At 43.0% G+C, this 23,204-nt stretch carries 19 protein-coding genes and 1 pseudogene; 6 read left to right on the top strand and 14 right to left on the bottom strand.

The genetic code is table 11. The features are described 5' to 3' along the window. Positions 1 to 105: 105 nt before the first annotated feature. A complete protein-coding gene (locus RRG12_RS37685) occupies positions 106 to 1,356 on the top strand; it encodes an RNA-guided endonuclease InsQ/TnpB family protein (RefSeq protein ID WP_420758508.1) in 1,251 nt (416 codons plus the stop codon). A 36-nt stretch (positions 1,357 to 1,392) separates the two neighbouring features. Here RRG12_RS37685 and def read toward each other — a convergent pair whose 3' ends face one another. Further along, entirely contained in the window at positions 1,393 to 1,920 is a 528-nt protein-coding gene (def, locus tag RRG12_RS37680; protein WP_069070226.1) for a peptide deformylase, read from the bottom strand. A 150-nt stretch (positions 1,921 to 2,070) separates the two neighbouring features. Beyond that, positions 2,071 to 3,318 carry an HhoA/HhoB/HtrA family serine endopeptidase gene (locus tag RRG12_RS37675; protein WP_420762718.1) on the bottom strand — a complete coding sequence of 416 codons (1,248 nt, stop codon included), beginning with the start codon at positions 3,316 to 3,318 and terminating at the stop codon, positions 2,071 to 2,073. A gap of 164 nt (positions 3,319 to 3,482) precedes the next feature. Between RRG12_RS37675 and dnaA the strand changes: the two genes are divergently transcribed. Beyond that, entirely contained in the window at positions 3,483 to 4,871 is a 1,389-nt protein-coding gene (gene dnaA / locus RRG12_RS37670) for a chromosomal replication initiator protein DnaA (RefSeq protein ID WP_420762717.1), read from the top strand. A 27-nt stretch (positions 4,872 to 4,898) separates the two neighbouring features. On the opposite strand, the gene RRG12_RS37665 is transcribed toward dnaA, so the two are convergent. The 5 genes from RRG12_RS37665 to RRG12_RS37645 form a co-directional block, all read right to left on the bottom strand. Continuing rightward, the gene (locus RRG12_RS37665) at positions 4,899 to 5,042 is read right to left on the bottom strand and encodes a hypothetical protein (RefSeq protein WP_420762716.1); all 144 of its coding nucleotides are present in this window, start codon (positions 5,040 to 5,042) and stop codon (positions 4,899 to 4,901) included. Between the two features lie 316 nt (positions 5,043 to 5,358). Further along, a complete protein-coding gene (locus RRG12_RS37660; RefSeq protein WP_069070223.1) occupies positions 5,359 to 6,027 on the bottom strand; it encodes a response regulator transcription factor in 669 nt (222 codons plus the stop codon). Then, complete coding sequence (locus RRG12_RS37655; RefSeq protein WP_420762720.1) at positions 6,005 to 7,609, bottom strand: sensor histidine kinase; 1,605 nt, start codon at positions 7,607 to 7,609, stop codon at positions 6,005 to 6,007. Before RRG12_RS37655 ends, RRG12_RS37660 begins: the two co-directional genes overlap by 23 nt. Positions 7,610 to 7,725: 116 nt before the next feature. After that, entirely contained in the window at positions 7,726 to 9,762 is a 2,037-nt protein-coding gene (locus tag RRG12_RS37650; RefSeq protein WP_420762715.1) for a protein kinase domain-containing protein, read from the bottom strand. A 768-nt stretch (positions 9,763 to 10,530) separates the two neighbouring features. Next, a complete protein-coding gene (locus RRG12_RS37645) occupies positions 10,531 to 10,965 on the bottom strand; it encodes a hypothetical protein (protein ID WP_069069377.1) in 435 nt (144 codons plus the stop codon). Between the two features lie 120 nt (positions 10,966 to 11,085). Here RRG12_RS37645 and RRG12_RS37640 point away from each other — a divergent pair, with 120 nt between their 5' ends. Then, on the top strand, positions 11,086 to 12,936 hold the full coding sequence (locus tag RRG12_RS37640) for a S8 family peptidase (protein ID WP_420762714.1): 1,851 nt from the start codon (positions 11,086 to 11,088) through the stop codon (positions 12,934 to 12,936). A 155-nt stretch (positions 12,937 to 13,091) separates the two neighbouring features. Continuing rightward, complete coding sequence (locus RRG12_RS37635) at positions 13,092 to 13,325, top strand: hypothetical protein (protein WP_420762713.1); 234 nt, start codon at positions 13,092 to 13,094, stop codon at positions 13,323 to 13,325. Here the strand turns inward: RRG12_RS37635 and RRG12_RS37630 are convergent. Beyond that, positions 13,312 to 13,635 (bottom strand): hypothetical protein, encoded by a 324-nt coding sequence (locus RRG12_RS37630; RefSeq protein ID WP_069069380.1) that lies wholly within the window; start codon positions 13,633 to 13,635, stop codon positions 13,312 to 13,314. The two genes, RRG12_RS37635 and RRG12_RS37630, sit on opposite strands and share 14 nt — an antisense overlap. Positions 13,636 to 14,469: 834 nt before the next feature. On the opposite strand from RRG12_RS37630, the gene RRG12_RS37625 reads away from it, so the two are divergent. Both RRG12_RS37625 and RRG12_RS37620 read left to right on the top strand, forming a co-directional pair. Then, entirely contained in the window at positions 14,470 to 16,995 is a 2,526-nt protein-coding gene (locus RRG12_RS37625) for a 4Fe-4S binding protein (RefSeq protein ID WP_420762712.1), read from the top strand. Positions 16,996 to 17,136: 141 nt separating this feature from the next. Continuing rightward, positions 17,137 to 17,475 carry a hypothetical protein gene (locus RRG12_RS37620; protein WP_420762711.1) on the top strand — a complete coding sequence of 113 codons (339 nt, stop codon included), beginning with the start codon at positions 17,137 to 17,139 and terminating at the stop codon, positions 17,473 to 17,475. Here RRG12_RS37620 and RRG12_RS37615 read toward each other — a convergent pair. From RRG12_RS37615 to RRG12_RS37590, 6 genes and pseudogenes are all read right to left on the bottom strand, one after another. Beyond that, positions 17,461 to 17,772, bottom strand: a pseudogene (locus RRG12_RS37615) (DUF4351 domain-containing protein); the annotation flags it as partial. The gene RRG12_RS37620 and the pseudogene RRG12_RS37615 sit on opposite strands and share 15 nt — an antisense overlap. A 36-nt stretch (positions 17,773 to 17,808) precedes the next feature. Beyond that, positions 17,809 to 18,633, bottom strand: a complete 825-nt coding sequence (locus tag RRG12_RS37610; protein ID WP_420762710.1) for an Rpn family recombination-promoting nuclease/putative transposase — start codon at positions 18,631 to 18,633, stop codon at positions 17,809 to 17,811. A gap of 645 nt (positions 18,634 to 19,278) precedes the next feature. Beyond that, on the bottom strand, positions 19,279 to 19,758 hold the full coding sequence (locus RRG12_RS37605) for a hypothetical protein (protein WP_420762709.1): 480 nt from the start codon (positions 19,756 to 19,758) through the stop codon (positions 19,279 to 19,281). Between the two features lie 362 nt (positions 19,759 to 20,120). Next, the gene (gene bioF, locus RRG12_RS37600) at positions 20,121 to 21,296 is read right to left on the bottom strand and encodes an 8-amino-7-oxononanoate synthase (RefSeq protein WP_420762719.1); all 1,176 of its coding nucleotides are present in this window, start codon (positions 21,294 to 21,296) and stop codon (positions 20,121 to 20,123) included. A 128-nt stretch (positions 21,297 to 21,424) separates the two neighbouring features. Further along, positions 21,425 to 22,057: a Holliday junction branch migration protein RuvA gene (ruvA, locus tag RRG12_RS37595; RefSeq protein WP_069069384.1), complete on the bottom strand. Its 633-nt coding sequence runs from the start codon at positions 22,055 to 22,057 to the stop codon at positions 21,425 to 21,427. Continuing rightward, a complete protein-coding gene (locus tag RRG12_RS37590) occupies positions 22,057 to 22,815 on the bottom strand; it encodes a sucrose-phosphate phosphatase (protein WP_069069385.1) in 759 nt (252 codons plus the stop codon). Before RRG12_RS37590 ends, ruvA begins: the two co-directional genes overlap by 1 nt. Positions 22,816 to 23,204: the final 389 nt, after the last annotated feature.

Here is a 23,204-nt window from a genome sequence, read left to right as displayed (position 1 = left end):
TTATTTATCAGAAAAATGGGTTTAAAACCCCGTGCTTCTAGCACGGCTTTGATTTGCTAGGTTTACCTCTTCCAGTAAATGTGTTAAAGTCCTGGAATGCTAACCATGAATTACCGCTACAGAATCTATCCAAACATCACTCAGGAACAATCGCTTTTTGACTGGATGGATGTTTGTCGTGTTGCCTATAACTACGGACTGCGAGAAATTAAGGATTGGTGTAATAGCCGGAAATGCATGGTTGATAGATGCTCTATCAGTCATGAATACATTATGGCTGCGGATGCTTCTTTCCCTAGCGAAGTAAAGCAACTTAACGCTTTACCAAAAGCGAAAAAGGCATTCAAGAGATTGGGTGAAGTACCAAGTCAAGTTTTGCAGCAAGCTATCAAGCAGTTGCACCGAGCTTGGGAGGGATTTCAGAAGATTGGGCATGGGTTTCCCAGATTTAAAAAGTTTGGGCAATTCAAGTCTTTGTTGTTTCCCCAGTTTGCAAAGAATCCAGTAACTAGTACACATATTGCTTTGCCTAAATTGGGGTTGATTCCAATTAATTTGCATCGCCCAATACCAAGTGGATTTGTGGTTAAGCAAGTTCGGATAATCAACAAAGCGGATATTTGGTACGCCTCCATTAATATCCAATGTGATGTTAGCGTCCCCAGCCCGATGCCGCACGGTCATCCCGTTGGGGTAGATGTGGGACTTGAAAAGTTTTTGGCAACCAGTGACGGCGTTCTCGTAAAGTCGCCCAAGTTTCTGAAAGTGATGCAAAGCAAGCTGAAATTGCTGCAACGCAGACTTTCGAGGAAAAATAAGCGCTCTAAAAATTACGAGAAACAACGCATCAAGATTGCTAGACTTCATCACACGATTGACAACACTCGCAAAGATTTTCACTTCAAACAAGCTCACGCCCTTTGTGATGCTGGTGATATGGTCTTCATGGAAGACTTGGATTACCGGACTTTGGCTAAAGGGATGCTGGGCAAACAGATGCTTGACGTGGGGTTTGGACAGTTCCGAAACATCACCAAGTATGTTTGTTGGAAGCGTGGTAAATTCTTCGGTGAAGTCAATGCTAGGGGGACTTCTCAACAATGTCCTGAGTGTGGTGCAGAAGTTAAAAAAGACTTGAGTGTTAGAGTGCATCATTGTCTTAGTTGCAATTACATTACAGATCGTGACGTAGCCAGTGGGCAAGTAATTAGAAACAGAGGAATAGAACTGATTAGTACGGCGGGGCACGTCGGAATTCAAAATGCCTATGCAGACGGTTTGCCGGGGATTGGGGAAACTCAGTCTAGGTCAAAGTCGAAAACCCGCAAGGGAGTAACTAGGAAGTCTAAGAAGTGATTCTTAGAAGCTCCGCACCTTCAGGTCGGAGTCATGTCACTTAACTACTCGTTGTTGATATTCCTGTTCAGTAATCATATCGAGAGTGTTCTCTAGGCGATCAACAAATACGATACCGTCGAGATGATCATACTCATGTTGAAAAATCCGAGCGATAAAATCGGTTAATTCTTGCTTTTGTAAGTTGCCTTGAGAATCAGTGTATTCGACTTCAATAGATTTATATCGAGGAACTAACCCCCGAATTCCTGGAACACTTAAACAACCTTCCCAATCTTTGACAACTTCAGTTGAGTGAGCAATGATTTTGGGATTAATCATAGCAGTAGGTTCCATTTCCGGGGCATTGGGATACCTGGCATTAGGACGGGAAGCCACAATAAATAAACGATAGGATTGCGCTACTTGAGGTGCAGCAATTCCCACCCCGTTAGCCTTGGCAACAGTGGTGATTAAGTCTTCAATTAATTTTTGGATATGCTCATCTTGAATATTCTCAACCCAAGCAGCTTTTTGGCGTAGTGTTGGATTGCCTAATTGAATTATTGGCGCTAACTCACTCATGATGAAACTCCCTTAAGTAATGGGGAATGGGGAATGGGGAGTAGGGAATGGGGAATGGGGAATGGGGCATTGGGCAAATGACAAATGACCAATGACAAATGACCAATGACAAATGACCAATGACAAATGACAAATGACCAATGACAAATATCATCCTTCACGTCTTACTGGTAAAGGGGCAGGTTGAACTCTTACTTGAACAATTTGCCCATTGCGTTCCACTTCTATTGGTAAGGTAGTACCGATTTTGCTATTTTCTACTAGCTTTTGTACTTGGTCAATTTTAGTCACAGGCTGGTTATTAATGCTTTTAATCACATCACCAACTCGTAGTCCAGCCTCAGAAGCAGGCGATCGCGGCACAATTTCAACCAGCAAAACGCCCTCATCTGCTGTAAGATTTAAGCGATCGCCTGCTCTACTTGTTATTTTTTCTTTAATATCTGGTGTCAGTGTCACCATCTGAACACCCAAATAAGGATGATCCACCTTACCTGTAGCAATTAATTGCTGGGAAATTCTTTGCACAGTGTTAATGGGAATAGCAAATCCCAAACCTTGAGCGCCTTGAATAATCGCTGTGTTCATTGCAATTACCTGGCCACGAGCATTTAGCAATGGCCCACCGGAGTTACCAGGGTTAATCGCTGCATCTGTTTGAATGTAATCAACCCGCTTGTCACTAGCACCGATATCGCTACCAGAACGACCTGTAGCACTAATAATCCCAGAAGTGACGGTATTATTCAAGCCCAATGGATTACCGATGGCAACTACTGCTTCTCCTGGTTGCAAGGCATCGGAATTACCCACAGCTAGGGTTGGCAGATTATTAGCATCAATTTTGATCACAGCTACATCCGTTACTGCATCTTCACCCAGTACTTTCCCATCAAAAGTCCGGCCATCTTTGAGTGTGACAGTCACTCTATCAGCACCATCTACCACATGGGAATTGGTCAAAATTTGACCTGAAGAATTAATGATGAATCCAGAGCCGCTACCCCGCTCTACTCGTTGTCTAGGCTGTGGCGCTGCGTCTCCAAAAAATCGCCGGAAAAATGGATCGTTAAATTCGCCTGGTACGCGAGGGCGAGAAGTGATTGTGCGGGAAGAATCAATGCGAACTACCGCAGGCCCCACATTTTGCACTACTTTCACCACAAAATTAGGATCTCCAGACGAAGAGAAAATTGGCGGGGGGACAATTACCGGATTAGGTTCTGCTGTATTTTGGGCTTGAGTCTGGTTTTGTCGAGTCTCAAAAGTCTTAGCAGGTAGAAGAGAGCAGCTCCCCAGGAACACCACTCCTACCCCATATAAGAGCATCCACAATCTGTGGGGCAAACGCCTAGTACCAATATTTTTGGGCGCTGAGTGATGCTTTGTTGTCTTCATGTGTCGTTGCTTCTCCGTATCAGTCGGTGGGTGTTAGGATGTTGCCTACTGGGTATGTCCCAAAATGATTACAACTTAAAAGCTTATTCTAGGTCTAGCGTGTCTCAATGCTAAATTGGTGCTTTCTCTTCTATTGTGACAATTAGCAGCCAAGGTGGTGGATAATGGAAATTCCCGAAATTCCCATAGAAAGTTTGTGGAGTCAGGTACTAGAGCGCCTACAGCTTGAACTATCCCGGCCTACCTTTGAAACTTGGATCAAAACTGCTAGTGCAGAGCGATTAGAAAATAATTGCTTGGTTATCCGCACTCCTAACCCATTTGCTCGTAATTGGTTACAGAAGTATTACATCAATACCATTGCTCATGTAGTACAAGATATTCTCGGTCATCCTGTAGGAATTTATATTACCGTTGCTCAAGGTGATGAAGTTTCTAATTTTAGTGAACGAGAGGTTTCTGGGGAATCACCAAATCCTAACAGTATTTCTGAACCTGTTCCTAATCACAATCATAAAACTACTGAATTAAATTCTAAATATGTCTTTTCGCGATTTGTAGTTGGTGCCAACAATCGGATGGCTCACGCTGCTTCTTTGGCGGTTGCAGAATCCCCTGGTAAAGAGTTTAATCCTTTATTTTTATGCGGTGGTGTAGGTTTGGGTAAAACTCATCTTATGCAAGCTATTGGTCACTATCGCTGGGAAATCTCTCCTGATTGTAAAATATTTTATGTTTCTACTGAGAAGTTTACTAATGATTTAATTACAGCAATCCGTAAGGATAGTATGCAAAGTTTTCGAGAGCATTACCGAGCCGCTGATGTTTTATTAGTTGATGATATTCAGTTCCTTGAAGGTAAGGAATACACTCAAGAAGAATTCTTTTATACTTTTAATACTTTACATGAAGCTGGCAAACAAGTAGTTATTGCTTCTGACCGCCCTCCTAACCAGATTCCTAGCTTACAAGAACGTCTTTGTTCTCGGTTTTCTATGGGGTTAATTGCCGATATCCAAAAGCCGGATTTAGAAACTAGAATGGCAATTCTACAGAAAAAAGCTGAGGATGAAAATATTCGGCTTCCCCGCGATGTAATTGAGTATATTGCTTCTAACTATACTTCTAATATTAGAGAGTTAGAAGGAGCTTTAATTCGGGCTGTGGCTTATATTTCTATTTGGGGTTTACCGATGACGGTGGAAAATATCACACCAGTTTTAGAACCGCCTAATGAAAAAATGGCAGCTACCCCAGAAGCAATTTTAAAGGTTGTGGCTGATAATTTTGATGTTTCAATAGACGATCTCAAAAGTAACTCACGACGAAGAGAGATTAGCTGGGCGCGTCAATTAGGAATGTATCTCATGCGCCAACACACGGCTTTGAGTTTGCCGAGAATTGGGGAAGAGTTTGGTGGTAAAGACCATACAACGGTGATTTACAGTTGCGATAAAATTACTCAACTCCAGGAGAGCGATCGCACTTTAGCACAAACTCTACGCCAACTGAGCGATCGCATCAATATGACTAGTACAACACGGCAGAAATAAACCAATCATTCCAAATCAACGAAACCCTTATGCTGTATTCATTTTTAATTTTTGATTTTTAATTCCGTCTTGCGGTACTAGCCATTCCCAAAAACCATCGTGAAGATTTATTTTAAGTTTTCCACAACCAGCACCGTAAACATTAGCCTTGATGACTGAATAATTAGTCAATAATATTAAGTAACGTATAAAAATTGATTAAATTTAACTTAGATTGTGGAAAAAACTGTGGAAAACTTGATATTTTGCTAGTAAAACTTAATTAAGTATAATTACCTTGTGGAAAACTGACATAGTTTTTCCACAGGTTTTCCACAGATGTAAAGTAGTTTCTGTTAATAATTTTTTCCTCCTGTCTCCTGTCTTCTAGCTCCTGCCTTTCTTTGTAATTTATATAGTTATGACTCGAAGAATTACAACAAGCCGGCTTAGGAGATGGGAGAGGAAACCAGCGGTTAGTTTTGCCAGCGCATCATCCAGAAAGTTTTCAGGTTCGCAAGCGATAACCCATCCCTCTAACGGTTTCAATGAGGTTACTACCTAGTTTCTTGCGGAGATAACCGACATATACATCGACAATATTAGAACCTGGATTATAGTCGTAGCCCCAAACGTAATCTAGCAGTTGTTCGCGACTTATAACTTGTCCGGGATGACGACAAAACATTTCTGCCATTGTAAATTCACGAGCAGGTAATTCTACAAAGCGATCGCCTACTTTTACCTGTCGAGTTCGCAAATCAAGCACCACGTTACCCGCTTGGAGGAGAAATTCTTGGTCATTTCTCACAGGTCTAGCACTTCGCAAACGCAACTTTACCCGCGCCAGAAGTTCTTCAAATCGGAAGGGTTTGGTGACATAATCATCTGCGCCCCCTTCTAGTCCAGCAACTTTATCGTGAATATCACTCCGAGCCGAGAGGATAATTACAGGTAAATCTTCCCCCTGTCCCCGCAGTTCTTCGAGTACCTGAAATCCATCTTTTCCAGGTAATCCCAAATCCAAAATTAGTAAGTCAAAGCTTCCATTATGTGCTATGTCTAGCACATACAACCCATCGGTAACAGTTGTTGTTGTAAATCCTTGCGATCGCAATCCTTTCTCAATAAATGAAGCAATCCGGGGTTCATCTTCAGCGATGAGAATGTTGGCCATAAGCACTCATTTCCTGCGGGGGATCGAGGGGTAAAACGATGGTAAACATCGAACCTTTTCCTAGTTGACTCCGAAGTAACACTTGTCCACCGTGGGCCTCTGCGATCGCTCGGACAATTGACAGTCCCAATCCCGCACCCTCAGAGCGACGACGGCTGTTAGAAGTTCGAGCAAAACGTTCAAAAATCCGTTTTTGATCAACAAGGGGAATGCCTTCGCCTGTATCGCGTACCCAGAAACGCACCTTTCCCTTAGCGATCGCACAACCTATGGAGATAGTATCACTCTTTGCTGTATGCTGAGTCGCATTCTGCGCCAGATTAATCACAGCCTCAGTAATTCTTTGGCGGTCAACTATAATCTGACCCCTTGCGATCGCATCTATTTGCCAATCTCGCTCTGCTAGTGCCTGAGTTTTGACAAATAACTCTTGGGTTAAGTCTGCTACATTCACCGTAGTCAACTGCAAAAAATCTAAGCGTTCTGCCTTCGCCAACAAAATCATGTCATCCACCAGACGGCTCATCCGGTCTAATTCTCCCATGACCAGCGCCAAGGTTTCCTGTTGCTCTTGGGGGTCATCTCCCATCAGTTCCAAATGTCCGCGAATGATGGTAATTGGAGTCCGCAATTCATGCCCAGCATCGTTGACAAATTCTTGCTGCGTAGCAAAAGCTGCCTCTAGTCTGTCCATCATTTCGTTGAATGTCTTTGCTAATTCTGCCAGTTCTCCCTTACCTCGCGCAGGTAAGCGTTGGGTTAAATCTGACTCACTAATTGCATGAGCAGTAGCAGTAATTGTCCGTAGAGGAGATAGCACCCGTCCCGCCGCCAACCACGCCAGGATGAAGGACACCACAAACACTAGACTAGAAACCTCAATAATTACCGAAACTGCTTCTAGGGCTTCTGCACGTTCACCAACTGCACTATGGGCAACAACGAAGACTCCCTGAGTTTGTCCATTAATTTTAATCGGTTCCACCATGTAAAGGATCTTACTAAGATCGGGATCGGAAAATTCTTTTTCTCCCTGCTCTGGTTGAGTTTGTTTTGCCCACCGTTCCATGAGTGGTGAGTCTTTAGCAAGTGGTTTAGGACGCGCTCTGGGGCTAGATTTATAAAATTCACCATCAACAAACGTGATGAAATAAGAATCATCCTCTGGTAGTCGATATAACAGATAAGCTCTGAAAAGTCTGATCAAATCTTCTTTGGAGGCTGGAGGAGCGATTTGTTTTTTGCCAGCCAGCAACCATTTCAATTGCTCTGGCCCAATCACTATGTCTTCTGGATCGTCCTCAGTCAGTGCATCATCTGGAGCAAAGGTTTCACCTTTAATTAACGCATTGAAAGCCGCTATATCTTCTACCATATCCTGACGAACTCGCTCATCAATGCGCTGGTAGAGCTTATAGCGAAAGGCGGGAATAGCGATGAGAAATGTTATCCCCAAAATCAGCAAGTACCAGAATAAAATCCGGGTGCGTGCTTCTCCAAATACTTGCTGCCAACCTAAAAACAGTTTCGGTATCTTAATCCCAAACCTGCGATCGCGGCGATGGCTGGTGATGCTGCTCATTTTTCCCCCTCCCCACTTGAGACAGTCTATCGCAATTGGGGATTTGTCATTTGTCATTGGTCATTTGTCATTTCTCCCCAATCCCCAATCCCCAGTCCCCAATCCCCAGTTCCCAATCACTGAGATAAACGCCAAATCTTAATAGTATTATCTTCACAACCGCTGATAAGGGTTTTGTCATCAGGACTGAAGGTAACGGATGTCACTGTGTTAGTGTGCCCCGCCAATGTGAGAATTTCCGCTCCTGTGGCTGGATTCCAAAGTTTGATGGTGCGATCGCGGCTACCACTAGCAATCATTTTACCATCGGCACTGAAGGCTAAGGTTGTGACAGTGTTTACATGTCCCACCAGTGTACGAATTTCTTTTCCGGTAGCTAGATTCCAAAGTTTGATGGTGCGATCGCGGCTACCACTGGCTAAAGTTTTACCATCTGGACTTATAGCCACTGTTGTTACTGTTTGAGAATTTCCTTCTAGTGTCCGGATTGAGTACCCTTTTGTGAGATTCCAGATTTTGATCGTCTTGTCAAAACTCCCACTAGCAAGAATCACGCTATCAGGGCTGATGGCCACTGATCGCACCCAGAATGTATGCCCTACCAGTGTCCGAATTTGCTCTCCTGTTGCTAAATCCCATATTTTGATGGTGTTATCATCACTACCACTAAGTAGGGTCTGGCTATCAGCACTGATGGCTAGGGCATGAACTGAGTCAGAATGCCCTGTAAGAGTCCGAATTTGTTTTCCTGTGCCCAAATTCCAAATTTTGATGGTGTTGTCATCATTACCACTCACCAGAGTTTTGCCATCTGGGCTAATTACCACGGCATTCACCTGCTGAGAATAGGTGTTGAATGAAGAGATTGGGCTTCCGGTTGCGAGATTCCAAAGTTTAATTTTGCGATCGTCGCCACTGCTGGCTATGGTTTTGCCATCGGGGCTGATGGCGACCGATAAAACCGAGTTTTCATGTCCTTGAAGGGTATTGGCTAAGGAAGCCTTTCCCAAAGTAATATTTAGTGACTGACCTAAAAACGCTTCATCTTTGGTAGAACTATTATGCTGACTCAGCCTAGATACTAAACTAGTCTGAATCCGGCGAAAATGTTTATACCAAGATTCTTGAAATCCGAACAACAGAATGAAAGCACTTACCAAGATGAAAGTTTTCAGTAAGGGATAACTTTTTGGTAAATATGGAGCTTTCGTTGGTGGTATTTTCCCAGAGGACTTACCCGCTGGTGGTAGTGCGAGGAGTTGTTTGGGAGTCAAGTCTCTGAGAACTTCATCGACTGACTGGTAACGTTCATTGACATCTTTTTTCAAAAGCTTGTCGATGACAAAATCTAACTCAGGATTTAATGGACTCCTTAAATATTCCCGCCAATTACTCACCCAGGCGTACCCAGATTCCATCCACAACTGAAAGGGGGAATTTCCTGTTAGCAGATGAAAGCAGGTAGCCCCCAAACCGAACAAATCACTGGCGGGGAAAGCTTTACCATCTCTAATCTGTTCTAGGGGGGAATAACCATGTGAACCAATGGATGTGCCCGATTTCTGCTGGACTTTGGCGGTAAATTGCTTTGAGGAGCCAAAATCAATCAGGTTTAATCGCCCATCACTTTTATTGCGGATAATATTTTCTGGCTTGATATCGCGATGAATGATTTTGCGATCATGGATAAATTTCAGGATTGGCAGTAAATCTAGCAAAATAGATTGAATTTCTCTAGCATTATATGCCTTGCGCTGTTGCAACTCCTTTAACAAATTTTCTCCATTGACAAACTGCTGCACTAAATATAGGCAGCCATCTTGTTCAAAGTAGGCTAGCAAAGTCGGAATTTGGGGATGTTCCCCAAGGTCTTGTAGTCGCTGCGCTTCTTCAGCAAACAACTCCATCGCCTTTTTTTGCGACCAAGTTCCTTGAAATTTTGGCGCTAGTTGCTTGATAACACAGCGTTCATTGAGTTTATCGACATCTTCTGATAGATAGGTTCTCCCAAATCCCCCCTCATCTGAAAGGACTCGGATGACACGGAAGCGATTTCTTAAAAGTGACACCAACGGGGTGCTACAACTTTGGCAAAACTTCTTTCCATTAGGATTCAGGGGATTTGGGCAATCGGGATTTAAGCAGCAGATCATGATCTGACAGGCGCGACTGCATGACAACTTAGGCTAAGTTTGCCCCGAACTTTCCCTTAAGAATATTGACTCTCGCTTACTTGTGGTAGAAAACCCTGTTCTGGGGATTGGGGAATTACTTATATAGCTAGCGTTTGTAAAAAGTAGTCAGTCTTCCTCATCTGTGGAAAACTACGAGAGCCATAAGATTAATTATTCTATCGATTATATATTAATCTGAATAGAAATATTTTTCTGAACTGTTAAACCTAGTAATTTTGCTTGTATATTGTCAAGCGATAACTTACTAAGTATTAAAGATAAACCCTGATTAATTAATCATCACTGACGAGCAAATATAGTTAAAATGCTTACTAAATTTGTTTTGGCTATTTTAAATTGCCCATGATTAATTATTCATTTGATACTTTAGGTAAAAAAAGGCTTCAACTAAACTATAGGAATCCGGTTTGATTACTGAAATCATTTGCGTAGGTAGGCAAAAGGCAAAAGGCAATAGGCAATAGGATTTCAGAAGATTAAGGTGTACCGAATTTTTTTCAAAAATCAAATATGAGTCCTATAGAACGCTGATGCTCTACTAACCAAGGAATATGTAGTTGTGGGTTTTGCGTAGGCGTAGCCCGCCGTAGGCATCGTGCGCGATTAAAAAAGTATAAACTGCGGAAAACCATCTCCAGGGAAATACGTTCTAAGGGTTGTTGCAAAGCGACAGCTACATCAGCACACAAATGCTTATCCGAGCAGAGCAGTATTGGGATGCTCCAGTTACAACTGTGGTTGCGATCGCAAGTCTTCTAATACTCCCTGCAAAAATTTACCCCATTCCGCCGCCAAAGGGATTTCTGTAAACGGAACCCGCACTGAGTTAGTAGATTCGGAAAATAGAAATTCTAATTCTATAGAACGACCTTTTTCCGGTGGATTCTCTACATCTACTGATTTGTCATCAACTAAAAACTGGATTTGTTTGATATCAAGCAAAGAGAATGTTTCTAGTTTAATCGGCCCTTTAGGCGTGGGTTTTCCCCAAGTTAGATTATTGCCTTTTTGACCTAGTACGGAATAAATATCATACTTAGCTCGTTCAAATTGCTCTGCCCAGGCGCGATAGGCTTCAACTTTTTGATACTCCTTCGAGCCTTGCCAAGCCAACCAGAAAAACATTACTAATAGGGGCAACCACAAAAGACCACGTTCCATCGTTTAAAAAAATCCTCAGTCCTGAGTGAAACTTGTAACTAAAAGTGCAAAATCCACCAACAAGTGATGGAGATAAGTTATGGTAGTGAGCAAACTGGCAAAAAGCGGTGATGAGTTAATATGAGAAAACTTATATTATTGTGCTTGTTTGTCATTGGGCTGGGATCTGCCATATTTGGTTTCCTGAATTTTCAGGGATTGGCAGCTAAAGGAGAGTTTGAGACGATTTTGCTTGATTTTCGGGAAGATATTCCATCATCTGTGGTGGAACAGAATTTGCAAGCGATCGCCAAACAATATAACGTTACACCCCAATTAGACAACAAGTTTTCCAAAAAAGATAATGTGTATATTATCAAGGGCGATCGCCAACGGCTCCAAGAACTGAAAAAATCTCAGTTTGCCCAAGCTACAGAATTCATTGAACCAAACTATATCTACAGCAAGATTCCTCAACCAGGTGAAGCCGCTTGGCTAGGAGAATTTTTAAGACCCCAAGAAGATGAAGAAGCAAGTCCTTCATTAACTGGCCCCAATGACCAATATTACAGCAAGCAGTGGAACTTGCACAAAATCGGTATTGAAGGCGCATGGAGTCAAACCAAAGGTAGCGGCATCACAGTTGCAGTGATTGATACCGGGATTACCAAGGTGCGGGACTTGTATGAGACAAAATTCGTCAAGGGCTATGATTTTGTTAACGACCGAGAAGAAGCCACAGACGATAATGGCCACGGTACTCATGTTGCCGGAACTATTGCCCAAGCCACAAATAACAAATATGGCGTAGCTGGAATTGCCTACGAAGCTAGCCTTATGCCGTTGAAGGTACTCAGTTCTTATGGCGGTGGTACCGTAGCTGATATTGCCGAAGCGATTAAATTTGCTGCTGATAAAGGCGCAGATGTGATTAATATGAGCTTGGGTGGTGGCGGTGAAAGCCAGTTGATGAAACAAGCGATCGAGTATGCCCATAGAAAAGGTGTAGTTATTATTGCCGCTGCGGGGAATGAAAACGCTAATGGGGCAAGCTATCCAGCCAGATATCCATACGTCATCGGCGTTTCGGCAATTGGCCCAGATGGCGAAAGAGCACCTTATTCTAATTTTGGTGCAGGGGTAGATATCTCTGCTCCTGGTGGTAGTGAAGCTGGTAAGATTCTCCAAGAAACCATCGATGAAAAAGGCGAAGGCGTATTTCTGGGCTTCCAGGGTACAAGCATGGCTGCTCCCCACGTTGCTGGTGTTGCGGCATTAATCAAAGCTGCTGGCATCCAAGAACCAGATGAAATTTTAAAAGTCCTCAAGCAGTCGGCACGAGTTATTCAGGATGACGGTTTGAACTATTATGGCGCTGGACAACTCAATGCAGAAGCAGCAGTCAAACTAGCCTTTAGTGGGCAAATCAGTTTCCCAGATTTCTTTCGGTGGTTACGGGATAGTGGCTATCTTAACCCAGGCTTTTGGATTGATGGTGGTGCGATCGCACTAATACCAAAGATTTTAATGGTAGTTGGTTCCTATCTGTTGGCTTGGTTTTTACGGGTTTACTTCCCCTTCACTTGGAGTTGGTCTTTATCTAGTGGACTAATAGCTGGCAGTTCTGGGTTATTCTTCCTCAAGGGAATCTATATTTTTGATCTTCCCCAATGGCCTTTCCGGGTTTTGGGCAGTTCCATTCCCGAACTAGGAAATACCCTCCAGGGAACTGATGCCTTGAATCCCCTATTTGCTAGTGTACTGATTCCCATTGTGTTAATGGCATTGCTGCTGGGACATCCGAGTTGGAAATGGTTTGCCATTGGTTCAACTTTAGGTGTAGCAGCGTGCTTAACTATAAGTGCGTTTTTAGATCCGGCAGTTTGGGGATTAGGAAGTGGTAACTTAGCACGCCTCTTCCTAATTGTTAATGCCCTAATTTGTTATGGACTTGTTCGTTTAGCATTGAAAAACGAAGAAAAAATAGCATAAATGGGGAATGGGGAATGGGGCATTGGGCATGGGGCATTGGGCATAGCGCATGAGGAATCAATTTTTATAACTCCTAACTCCTAACTCCTAACTCCTAACTCCTAACTCCCTACTCCCTACTCCCTACTCCCTACTCCCTCCCACTCAGCACTCTTATGAGCATTACACTTACAGGTACAATCGAACGCCGTGATATTGGCACAGGCGCATGGGCGTTAGTCACAGAAGAGGGTGTTACTTACGAAATCCTCAGAGGGGCTGACAAAGACTTACTCAAAGCCGGACAAAAGACAAAAGTTAAAGGACAGGTGCGCGAAGATATCATGACTACTGCCATGATTGGCCCTGTCCTGGAGGTCAAATCTTTTGAGGTAATTAGTTCTGATTAGCTGTAGAATTCAGAACCTCTTGCAGACGGCTTCTAAACTCCCCTTTGGGATGACCTCCTTTTACCTCACCCACAATCTTAAATTCCCCGTCTGGAGAATTGCAGAGGATATAAGTAGGCCATCCCATTTCTGATTTATCGGGATATTGAGTTAATAAAATCTTGCGATACTTGCGGTAAGCAGTTGTATCTTGCATCTTTACATCGATAAATTCTAAACCCAGTTCTTCTACCACCTTTTTGTCATAAAAAGACATTTTGTGGCAGATGCCGCATTCTTCTGAAGAGAACTTAATCACAGCTAAACTCATGGGTTGGCTACTCTTTGATTCTAGGCAAAGTTTTTTAGCATAATGCCATGAAATATTACCATATAGCTGGGCATTCGTGTCAACCTAAGCCTGAAACCCTACTCCAATATTTTTTCCTCCTTCGCTGCTTCTAGTAGGGAAGGTAATTTTTTGGGAGTTTCTGCCTTTAGCAGTGTGGCTGTCCTGTACTAATGCGATCAATTCTCCTAGTACCGCAAGATGGAAGTCAAAAGTCAAAAGAATTGTATTCCGAGCTTTTTGCGCCATTTCAAAGAGTTTTATAACCCGCGTAGGCGGGTTTTGTATGTGTAGCAGCGACTTCTAGTCGCAGAGGCAAGTAATAATTTAGACTTTTCAAACACCCTCTAAGACTTTTAGCAATTCCTAAACTGGGATTTAAGTCAGTAGTAAAATTGATTGAAGATTTAAATAATGATAGTAATAAGTTTAGAACTTACTAACTGTAAAAAATAATTACGGTATCCACTTACCAAAATAGGTTTTTTTAGGGTTTTATTAATTATTCTTTTATGGTGAGTAGATCAACGCCGTAGGTGCAATTCATGAATTACCCCTACAGCAGATGTGGTTTTTCAAAACATTGATATTTGGTCTTTACTCTCAATACGTAAGGACTAATGTTGATTCAAAAAGCTGTCTACTGACTTCCTCTGTTGATCTCGGAGAATGAAAAAAGGTCTTGGAACTTACTAGAGAAGTTAAGGGAAAAGGTAAAGTGTAGTCAGATATAAACTTCGTTCTAAATTCTGAATTTTTGAAGCAGCTTTCAAGGGATAATCCTTCTTATACAGCAGCCTACACGGAGAAATTAATATGACATCTCCAGAAACGGTTATATGGCTACAAGAACGCACGAGTTTAGGAATTCTCTCGCCGGAAGTGTTGAATGCGATCGCTCAACAAATTGAAGAACAAGTAGTGAGTGCCGAAACTGACTTAGTTAGCGAAGGCACTCCTCCAGAAGCCCTTTATATTCTTGTAGAAGGTCAACTCGAAAGCAATAGCACCAATGAAACCAACCCAGCTTTAGCTTGTGGATTCCTTCCAGGAGCAGTGATTGAACTCAAAGAATTGCTGTTGGATGAATTAACTCCATTCACAATTACTACGGTAACTGAATGTCATTTGTGGGTTGTGCCTGCTGCTAAATTTCGTGAATTAGCTACCCAATACCCCGAAATTGCTCAAGCTTTTTCGCGTCAATTGGCTCAAGAATTAGCTCAGGTTACATCTGCACTTGGCTATGAACAAGAACGTTCCGTAGCTTTGCGCCCATATTTAGTCACCAAGGCGCAACGGGGAATTGTTGGTACAAGTCGCTATGCTGTTCGGCTGCGGGAGCAAATTCGAGAAGCTGCTGCTGACAGCAAATCAGTAGATATTTTTGGTGAGCCAGGGTTAGAAAAAGACAATATAGCAGCCCTCATCCACTTTGGTTCTCCAAAACGGCGAGAACCAATTATTAAAGTAAATTGTGGTATTCTCCAAACGAGCGGTGCAGATTTATTCGGTCGCGCTGGTGGTAAACCAGGATTGTTGGAATGGTTGGGAGAAGGCACTCTAGTTCTCAACAATATTCAAGAATTGCCCGAAGAATTATTACCTGCCGTGACGGAGTTGCTCAAAACTGGTACGTATACCCCCGTCAGTCGTTCTGGAGATTCAGTAGCCGAACCTCGCCCCAGTCGAGCCAGAATTCTGATTGTTTCAGAAAAAACTCAGCCGACAATTGAACGCTCTGTTGGTCATATTATTAAAGTACCACCGCTACGGGTGCGGAAAGCCGATATTCAGACACAAGTTGAATATTATACCAGTCTCTACATTCGGTCTAGAGGCGTTCCAAAACCCCACATTACCCCAGAAGCTTTGCGTCGCCTCCAGTCTTATGATTTTCCTGGCAACCTCAAAGAATTGAAAAATCTGGTTGAAAGGGCGATCGTGCAGGCTGAGGGTGCTAATGAATTAACAGAAGAAATTTTCTGGCCAGCCGAAACTAAGAAAAAACGATTTCGGGTGAATCTGTTAAATGCCTATCCCTCTTTACGGCGGTTTTTACGTAGTCCCTGGTGGCCCGATCGCATTAACTATGGTTTTACTGCAACGGCTTTTGCGATCACAGTTGCAGTATTATTTATTGGGCCACAAACCCGCGATCGCAATTTCGTATTAAATCTATTTTGGGCTTGGTGGTGGCCTTTCTTCTTATTTCTCTTTCCCTTTTTGGGTCGTGTCTGGTGTTCTGTTTGTCCCTTCATGATTTACGGGGAAATTACCCAAAAGTTATCTTTATGGCTGTGGCCTCGAAAACTCAAACGCTGGCCAAGAGAACAAGCTGAGAAATGGGGTGGATGGTTCCTCTTTGGCTTGTTCTCCCTAATTTTCTTATGGGAAGAACTTTGGCATTTAGAAAATACTGCCTACCTCAGCGCTTGTTTACTATTGTTAATTACCTCTGGGGCGATGATTTTCTCGGCTCTTTTTGAGCGGCGATTTTGGTGTCGGTATCTCTGCCCCATTGGCGGGATGAATGGTTTATTTGCCAAACTCTCAATGACGGAACTCCGGGCACAGCAAGGTATTTGTTCTGCTAGTTGTACCACTTATCAATGTTATAAAGGTGGGCCGCAAAAGGGCGAAGGGCTGGAAACCAATGGATGTCCTTTATACTCCCACCCAGCGCAGTTAGAAGATAACCGAGATTGCGTACTGTGTATGACTTGCCTCAAAGCTTGTCCCCATCGTTCCGTTGAATTTAACTTGCGTCCCCCTGGTATTGAACTGTGGACAACTCATGTACCCCGCACTTATGAAGTAGCATTATTGTTTTTGCTCTTGGGTGGGATATATCTACATCGCTTGCCAGAGTTGCAGTCTTGGTTGGGGTTAGAACTGGATTTAAGTCAGTTTTGGCAACATTTGGGATTATCGCTGCTAGTGTTAATTATCCCAGCGATTCTTACTTTTGCGGCTTATGGCTTGCTCCAAGTGTTCAACTTTAACCGTAAGCCTCGATCATTTGTAGAGCTTGCATACGGCTACCTACCATTAGTTTTGGGGGGAAATTTAGCTCACTATTTGCGTTTGGGCTTGGGTGAAGGTGGGCGGATTTTACCCATCACTTTTGCTACTCTTGGTTTGAGTGGTGAACAATTGCCAATATTAGTTGCTCACCCGGCAGTGATTGCCTTCTTGCAAGGTGCAACCATAATTTTCTCAGTGTTAATGACTATATTATTAACGCAAAAGATTGCCAAGCAACCAGTGCGATCGCTCCTTTGGCAACACCTAGCTGCGATCGCTTTGGGAGTTAGTATGTGGGCGATTATCGTCTTTTGAGATTTACATCTTCCACCAGGCGGTTTCTAATCGCCTGGGCTAGGTGCAAAATGTGATTTAAGAACATTCTTCCCTACGAACGTGATAGAAAATACTTATATGATTTATGATTTTTGACTCATAGTGTAAGGATTACAGATAATGCACGTTCTAAAAAGATCCATCAAACCTGCAACTTATATATCATTCCTCCACATATACCAGACTACTTGGGGAACTGCTGGTGATATTTGTTTAATCCGTGAATCTGTCGCTGAGGAAAGTACAGCGAAGTTTGTCGGGCATAAAATCCAACTAGCAATTCCAAGAGGGCTGGAGCGCGATCGCATTGCCAACTGTCCGATAATTAAAGTTGCAGGTAATGTCGGCGACGGACATCCTAAAGAGCATCCATTGGAATGGGAAGCTTATGAGGGTGTAAATGAAGAAATAGCTTTAGCGGCTCTCAAACCTTGGGGATTCAAGTTAATTGAGCTTTAATGGGGCAAACCAGGCTTCTAAATCCGCGTAGTTTACCGCCGTAGGCATCGCCTGAAAATCCAATAATGCTTCACCGAGATTTTCTAATTGTTCTAAGGAGAGAGTTTCAATCCGGTTTAGCATCTCTTGGGGTAATTCTCCCACCCGTCGAGTAAGTTGACGGAGAATGAGCAATTGCCCTTCTGCTTTTCGTCCTTCTTCCCGTCCGCGTTGTTCACCTTCAGCGAGAATTTCTTGATAAATCACTGACTCGCGCATCATACTCTCCCGAAATAATTGTCGAATCAAGTCTTGATTTTGACGAGCGACATAGAGACTAGATTTAATTAGTTGCTACTCTAATCTACTAAACCAGGTTTCTAAATCCGCGATCGCCTGAAAATCCAACAATGCTTCACCGAGATTTTCTAATTGTTCTAAAGAGAGAGTTTCAATACGATCTAGCACCTCTTGGGGTAATTTTCCCACCCTTCGAGTAAGCTGACGGAGAATCAGCGCTCGTTCTCTTTGTTCGCCGCGTTGTTCACCTTCAGCGAGAATTTCTTGATAAATCACTGACTCGCGCATCATACCCTCCCGAAATAATTGTCGAATCAAATCTTGATTGTATTTTAACCCCGCTAAGATTTGGGTGTAAGCAGAAATTTCTGGTCGTTGTCTTAGCTCAAGTTGATTAACTTTTCCCACAACTTGTTGCAACAAAGCTTGGGGTTGCGTGGTTGCGGCCAGTGGTGCTAATGGTAACAAAGCAGGATCATTGAGGAATGGTTCGGGATTTTCTTCCCATAAGCGAATCACGCGATATTCATGACGGGTAGTTTCGACACAGAAGACAGTTTCAATTACTGTTCCTGGTGCAGGGGGAAGCAGTAATACGACAACTTGCGTTATTGGTAGACGATATAAACGATACAAGCGTACCCAGTAATCTAGCATCCGCAGGGGTAGGGGTGGCGTAGATTCTAGTTTGGTCTGAAATTCCAGATGGAGAATGCGTCCTTGTAGTTGTAAAAATGTTACATAATCAGCGCGAATTGGTTCGATGCTCAATTCGGTTTTGAGGACTGTGACGCTTGTTTGTGGTGTACCCAAAACCCAACTGGCAAAGGTAGCAGGATGTTTTTCGGACAGTAGTTTGCAAAGGTTATCAAAAGACATTTGCGATCGCTAACAATTGAACGAGGTATTGTTATTATCTCGTGCAGTGGTTTGAGTAGCCGATGTCTACGACGGGCTATGACGCTCGCGGACTCGCTAACGCAACGCTTACGGCGTCGCACCATCGCTCAAGGAAGCTCAATACTATACTCTGAGCGTATCTTTTTAAATTCCTGTAATATTTACATTAATATTCCATTTCTGGCTAGGTTGAGTTATCAGACGATAAAAAGATAACTGTAGCGATTCCTGATTTACTAATAAAAACCTAACCCCCTTCTCTTTTCCTACCAAGGAAAGGGCAGAAACAGCCTTTATTTCTAAATAAATTACGAATTACGAATTATACAAATGTATCTGCACATAATTAAAAAGTGATCGCCCTTTTTCCTTTTTCCCTTTATCCTGCTGTTGACAAATTCTTGATTTAATAAAAATCTGACTTCTCACGTTATGTAGAAAAGCTAATGCTAAACCTAAGCCCTGAGCAAACTTCATTACTAGGGAATGGAAGCGAGGTTTTCTAGAGAATAGTGAAAAGTCAGATATTGCAATGAGTGGAAAAAGAGATTGTGTCTCTCCTACCCCCAAGTAGAATCAATGCTCAGTTCACTTGGAACTAAGCTTAATAGATAGGCAAACGGATTAATCACGACCCCATTTGCGATCGCGCTCATAGCGACGGTAATTATCACGAATGTTGCGAAGGTTATTATCGCGGTCATAACGGCGATTATTGTCCCGGTCATAACGGCGGTTATTGTCCCGGTCATAACGGCGGTTATTGTCCCAGTCATAGCGGCGATTATTATCGCGGTCATAGCGGCGATTATTATCGCGGTCATAACGGCGATTATTGTCCCGGTCATAGCGGCGATTATTGTCCCGGTCATAACGACGGTTATTGTCGCGAATGTTGCGAAAGTCGTTCCGACGGTCATCATCACCATTTCTGTAACGACGACTATGACGTTCGTAGTTACCATCATCGTTGCGATCGTAGCTGTAGCTATCTAACTCAGCAAGATAAGACACTAGTGTATTAGCATCAGCTTTTGGAGAAATAGCCAAGGCTGAAGCAGATGCTATCAAGCCGGCGAGCAAAATAGAGGTAAAGCGATTCATGATGTGAGTCAAAAATTGTTGACAGTAATTTATGCAAGTCCAGTCTGTTTAGGAAGAGCAGATTCCACAAGTCTTTAGATCAATCCTATCAGTGTTGAATAACTCGAAAAGTTTTCTTGAGTGCGGTGATTAAGAAAACTTTTGTTGTCTGTGATACTTTTAAACTATTGATTTTGATTAGTCCACGGAGATGGACTTAATTTATGTATAGGACTCATATTTGATTTCTGAAAAAACTCAGTACAACTAAGAAGCCTTCTTGACTGTTGACTGTAGCAAGATTGCCTATTGCTTGTCTACGCAAATTCGTTCAGAAATCAAAGCGGATTTCTATAGTAGTGAATTTTATTCGCCAAAAACTTTTAAAACATTCTCTCATTGATATTCTTCAGCACTGCTACCAATTTTTCAATATGTGCTGCTTCATGAGTTGCCATTAAAGATATTCTGATCCGGCTTGTGGGCACTGTAGGAGGACGAATTGCTGGGGCAAAAATACCAGCCTCTCTTAGCTGTTTTCCAGCTTTGAGTGCATCTGTAGCACTGGGCAATTGAAAACATAATATAGGTGATTCAGAAGGCAGTAATTTTAAGTTAGGTAACTGTTGTTGCAGTAAATTTTTCAAGTAATGTACGTTTTGCCACAATTGGGCACGGCGTTGCGGTTCTTGTTGCACTATCTTGATTGCTGCTAAGGCCGCTGCGGTATCAGCAGGCGAAAGCCCAGTGGTATAAATCCAACTGGGTGAGCGGTTTCGCAAAAAGTCAATTAAGGCGCTACTTCCCGCTACGTATCCGCCTAAACTACCCAAAGCTTTACTCAAAGTGCCGACTTGAATTAACTGTTTTCCCGTGCAGGCAAAATGCTCGACACACCCAGCGCCAGTTTTTCCTATGACCCCAGTAGCATGGGCTTCATCGACTAGCAGCATACAGCTAAATTGATCAGCGAGATCAAATAGTGCAGGTAATGGACATAAATCGCCATCCATGCTAAAGACGCTATCAGTAAGAATCAAACAGCGTCGGTAGTTTTGCCGCTGTTTACTCAACTGAGTTTTTAGAACTGTAATATCACAGTGCGGGTATTCCACAACTGCTGCACCACTGAGAATCGCCCCGTTTTTCAGACTGGAATGATTGTACTGATCAGAGAAAATTAAATCACGCTTGCCAACGAGGGCAGTAATTGCACCCAAATTTGCTAGATACCCTGAACTAAATACCAAGGCATCTTCTGTTTGTTTGGTAGATGCGATCGCTTCCTCTAACTCCCTGTGTAATTCTCTATGCCCACTGAGTAATCTAGAACCAGTACTACTAGTTCCAAATTCGGCGATCGCAGCAGTTGCAGCTGCCATTAACCGCTCATCCCCAGCCAATCCCAAATAGTCATTACTGGCAAAATTAATTACCTTTTGCCCAGCTAAAACCACCATTGCACCCGGACGACCATTGATAGGTTGTACCGAACGATACCAGTCTGCCCGATGAATTGTTGCTAAGGACTGTTCTAGCCAAGCATAAGGATCAGTCATTGGGGATAGGGCATTGGGCATGGGGCATTGGGCATTGCCGTTGGCGCAGCATCTCGTAGAGAAGTATTGATCATTGAGCGGGCGTTAGGGAGAATAACAAATAACTAATGACTAATGACTAATGACAATTAAACTTGTTCGCTACTGAGATGAGCGATCGCTTGTTTAATCCAATCTTCGACATAGGCATCTTTGGGTAGTCCAATATCTTCACTGACTACATGGAGGGCGTGACTGACCTCATGGGCAGTATATCCCAAGGCGAAGAGAGTCATTTGCACCTCTTCGAGAATTCCTGGTGCTGGCCCACCTGTGGCGACGAAGAACCCGGCTGATTTGCGCCACTCGACTAATTTGCTTTTCAGTTCCAAACAGATGCGTTCAGCGATTTTTTTACCGACACCTGGAGCCTGAATTAAGATTTGTGTATTGCCAGCGATAATTGCTTGGACTAAATCTGGTAGTTCCAGAGTGTCCAGGAGTGCGATCGCTAAGGCTGCACCAATCCCTGTGACAGTCAGCAAGTGGCGAAATAAATCGCGTTCAGATGGCGAAGCAAAGCCATAAAGAAAGGGCACTTCTTCGCGAATTTGCAAATGGGTAAAAATTTGCGCCACTCCTCCCGACTCTGGTAACTGGTTTGCTAGGCGTTGGGGAACTTGCAAATCATACCCCAAGCCATTCACTTCCAGGGTCAGAATCACGCGATTAGCGCCAATTGTTTGGATACCAGCGACTATACCTTTTAGATAACTAATCATTACAAGAGACCAAAGTAATTTAAGCCTTCAATAATTCCACCTGCACAAAAACCTTTTGCCAGGTAGCGATGATCAACGGGATACTCATCGTGCCATTGGAGTAACTCTTTTCGGGCATTCCCCACAATGATTCCCCGTTCGTTGCCTACAGCAAATAAAGCAATATCATTACCTGAATCACCACAGACAACTGTTTGTTCTGCTGCAAATTTCCACTTCTGGCGTAAAAACTGCATTGCCTGACCTTTATCGCTGCTATGGGGTACAATGTCAAGGTCAATACCGCTACTGTAGATTAACTTTACATTTAATTTAGATTTCTGCAACTCTGCTTCAAGTTGTGGTAGAACATTCGCAGATACTTCTTGTTCTAGAAAAAAACTCACTTTGAAGGGACGCTGTTCTGAATCTGGTTGCCGAACTAACTCGCGGTATTTCTGGGTAATAGATAATACAGTTTCCCGTTCCCATCCCAGAGAGAGGATTTCTGACCAATCTGAATCTGGAGTATCAGTACCATCAAGGTAAATTTCTGTACCGACAGAAAGAACGAGGGCATCAGGTTGTAAAAGATTTTTTTGGGCTTGGAGTTCTTTATAAAGTACAGGCGATCGCCCGGTAGAATAAACAATTTTAGTGCCATATTCTTGGCGATGTCTCTTCAGCAGTTGATTTAGTTCTGGCAAAGCGCTGTCATCGCCAACGGTGCGGTACACAAGGGTGTCATCTAAATCAGTTACAAAAAGAAATGGTTTCATAATTAAAGCTCTTGCAAAATTTCGTTATTCTACCGCGCGAAGAGAATTTTGCAAGAGATTTATTTGCTGAATTATTTGTGTAGGTTGGGTGGAGTGAAACGCAACCCAACATTACCACCTTATTATGTTGGGTTACGCGATCGCTGCACATTGGTGTCAACTTAACGCGAAACCTCACGTCCGCCAGGGATTGTAAATCTGTCTCATAGCTAAAGTCCTCTGAAGAGGACTAAATGCACATTGGTGTCAACTTAAGGCGAAACTTCACGTCCGCCAGGGATTGTAAATCCCTGTCTCATAGCTAAAGTCCTCTGAAGAGGACTAAAGAGTGCGAAAATTTTCAGTCTACTTCAGTAGACTTGAGCAATTAGTCTCTTAATTATATTTCC

Source organism: Nostoc sp. CALU 546 (assembly GCF_048836525.1).
This window is presented reverse-complemented; position numbering and strand designations above follow the sequence as displayed.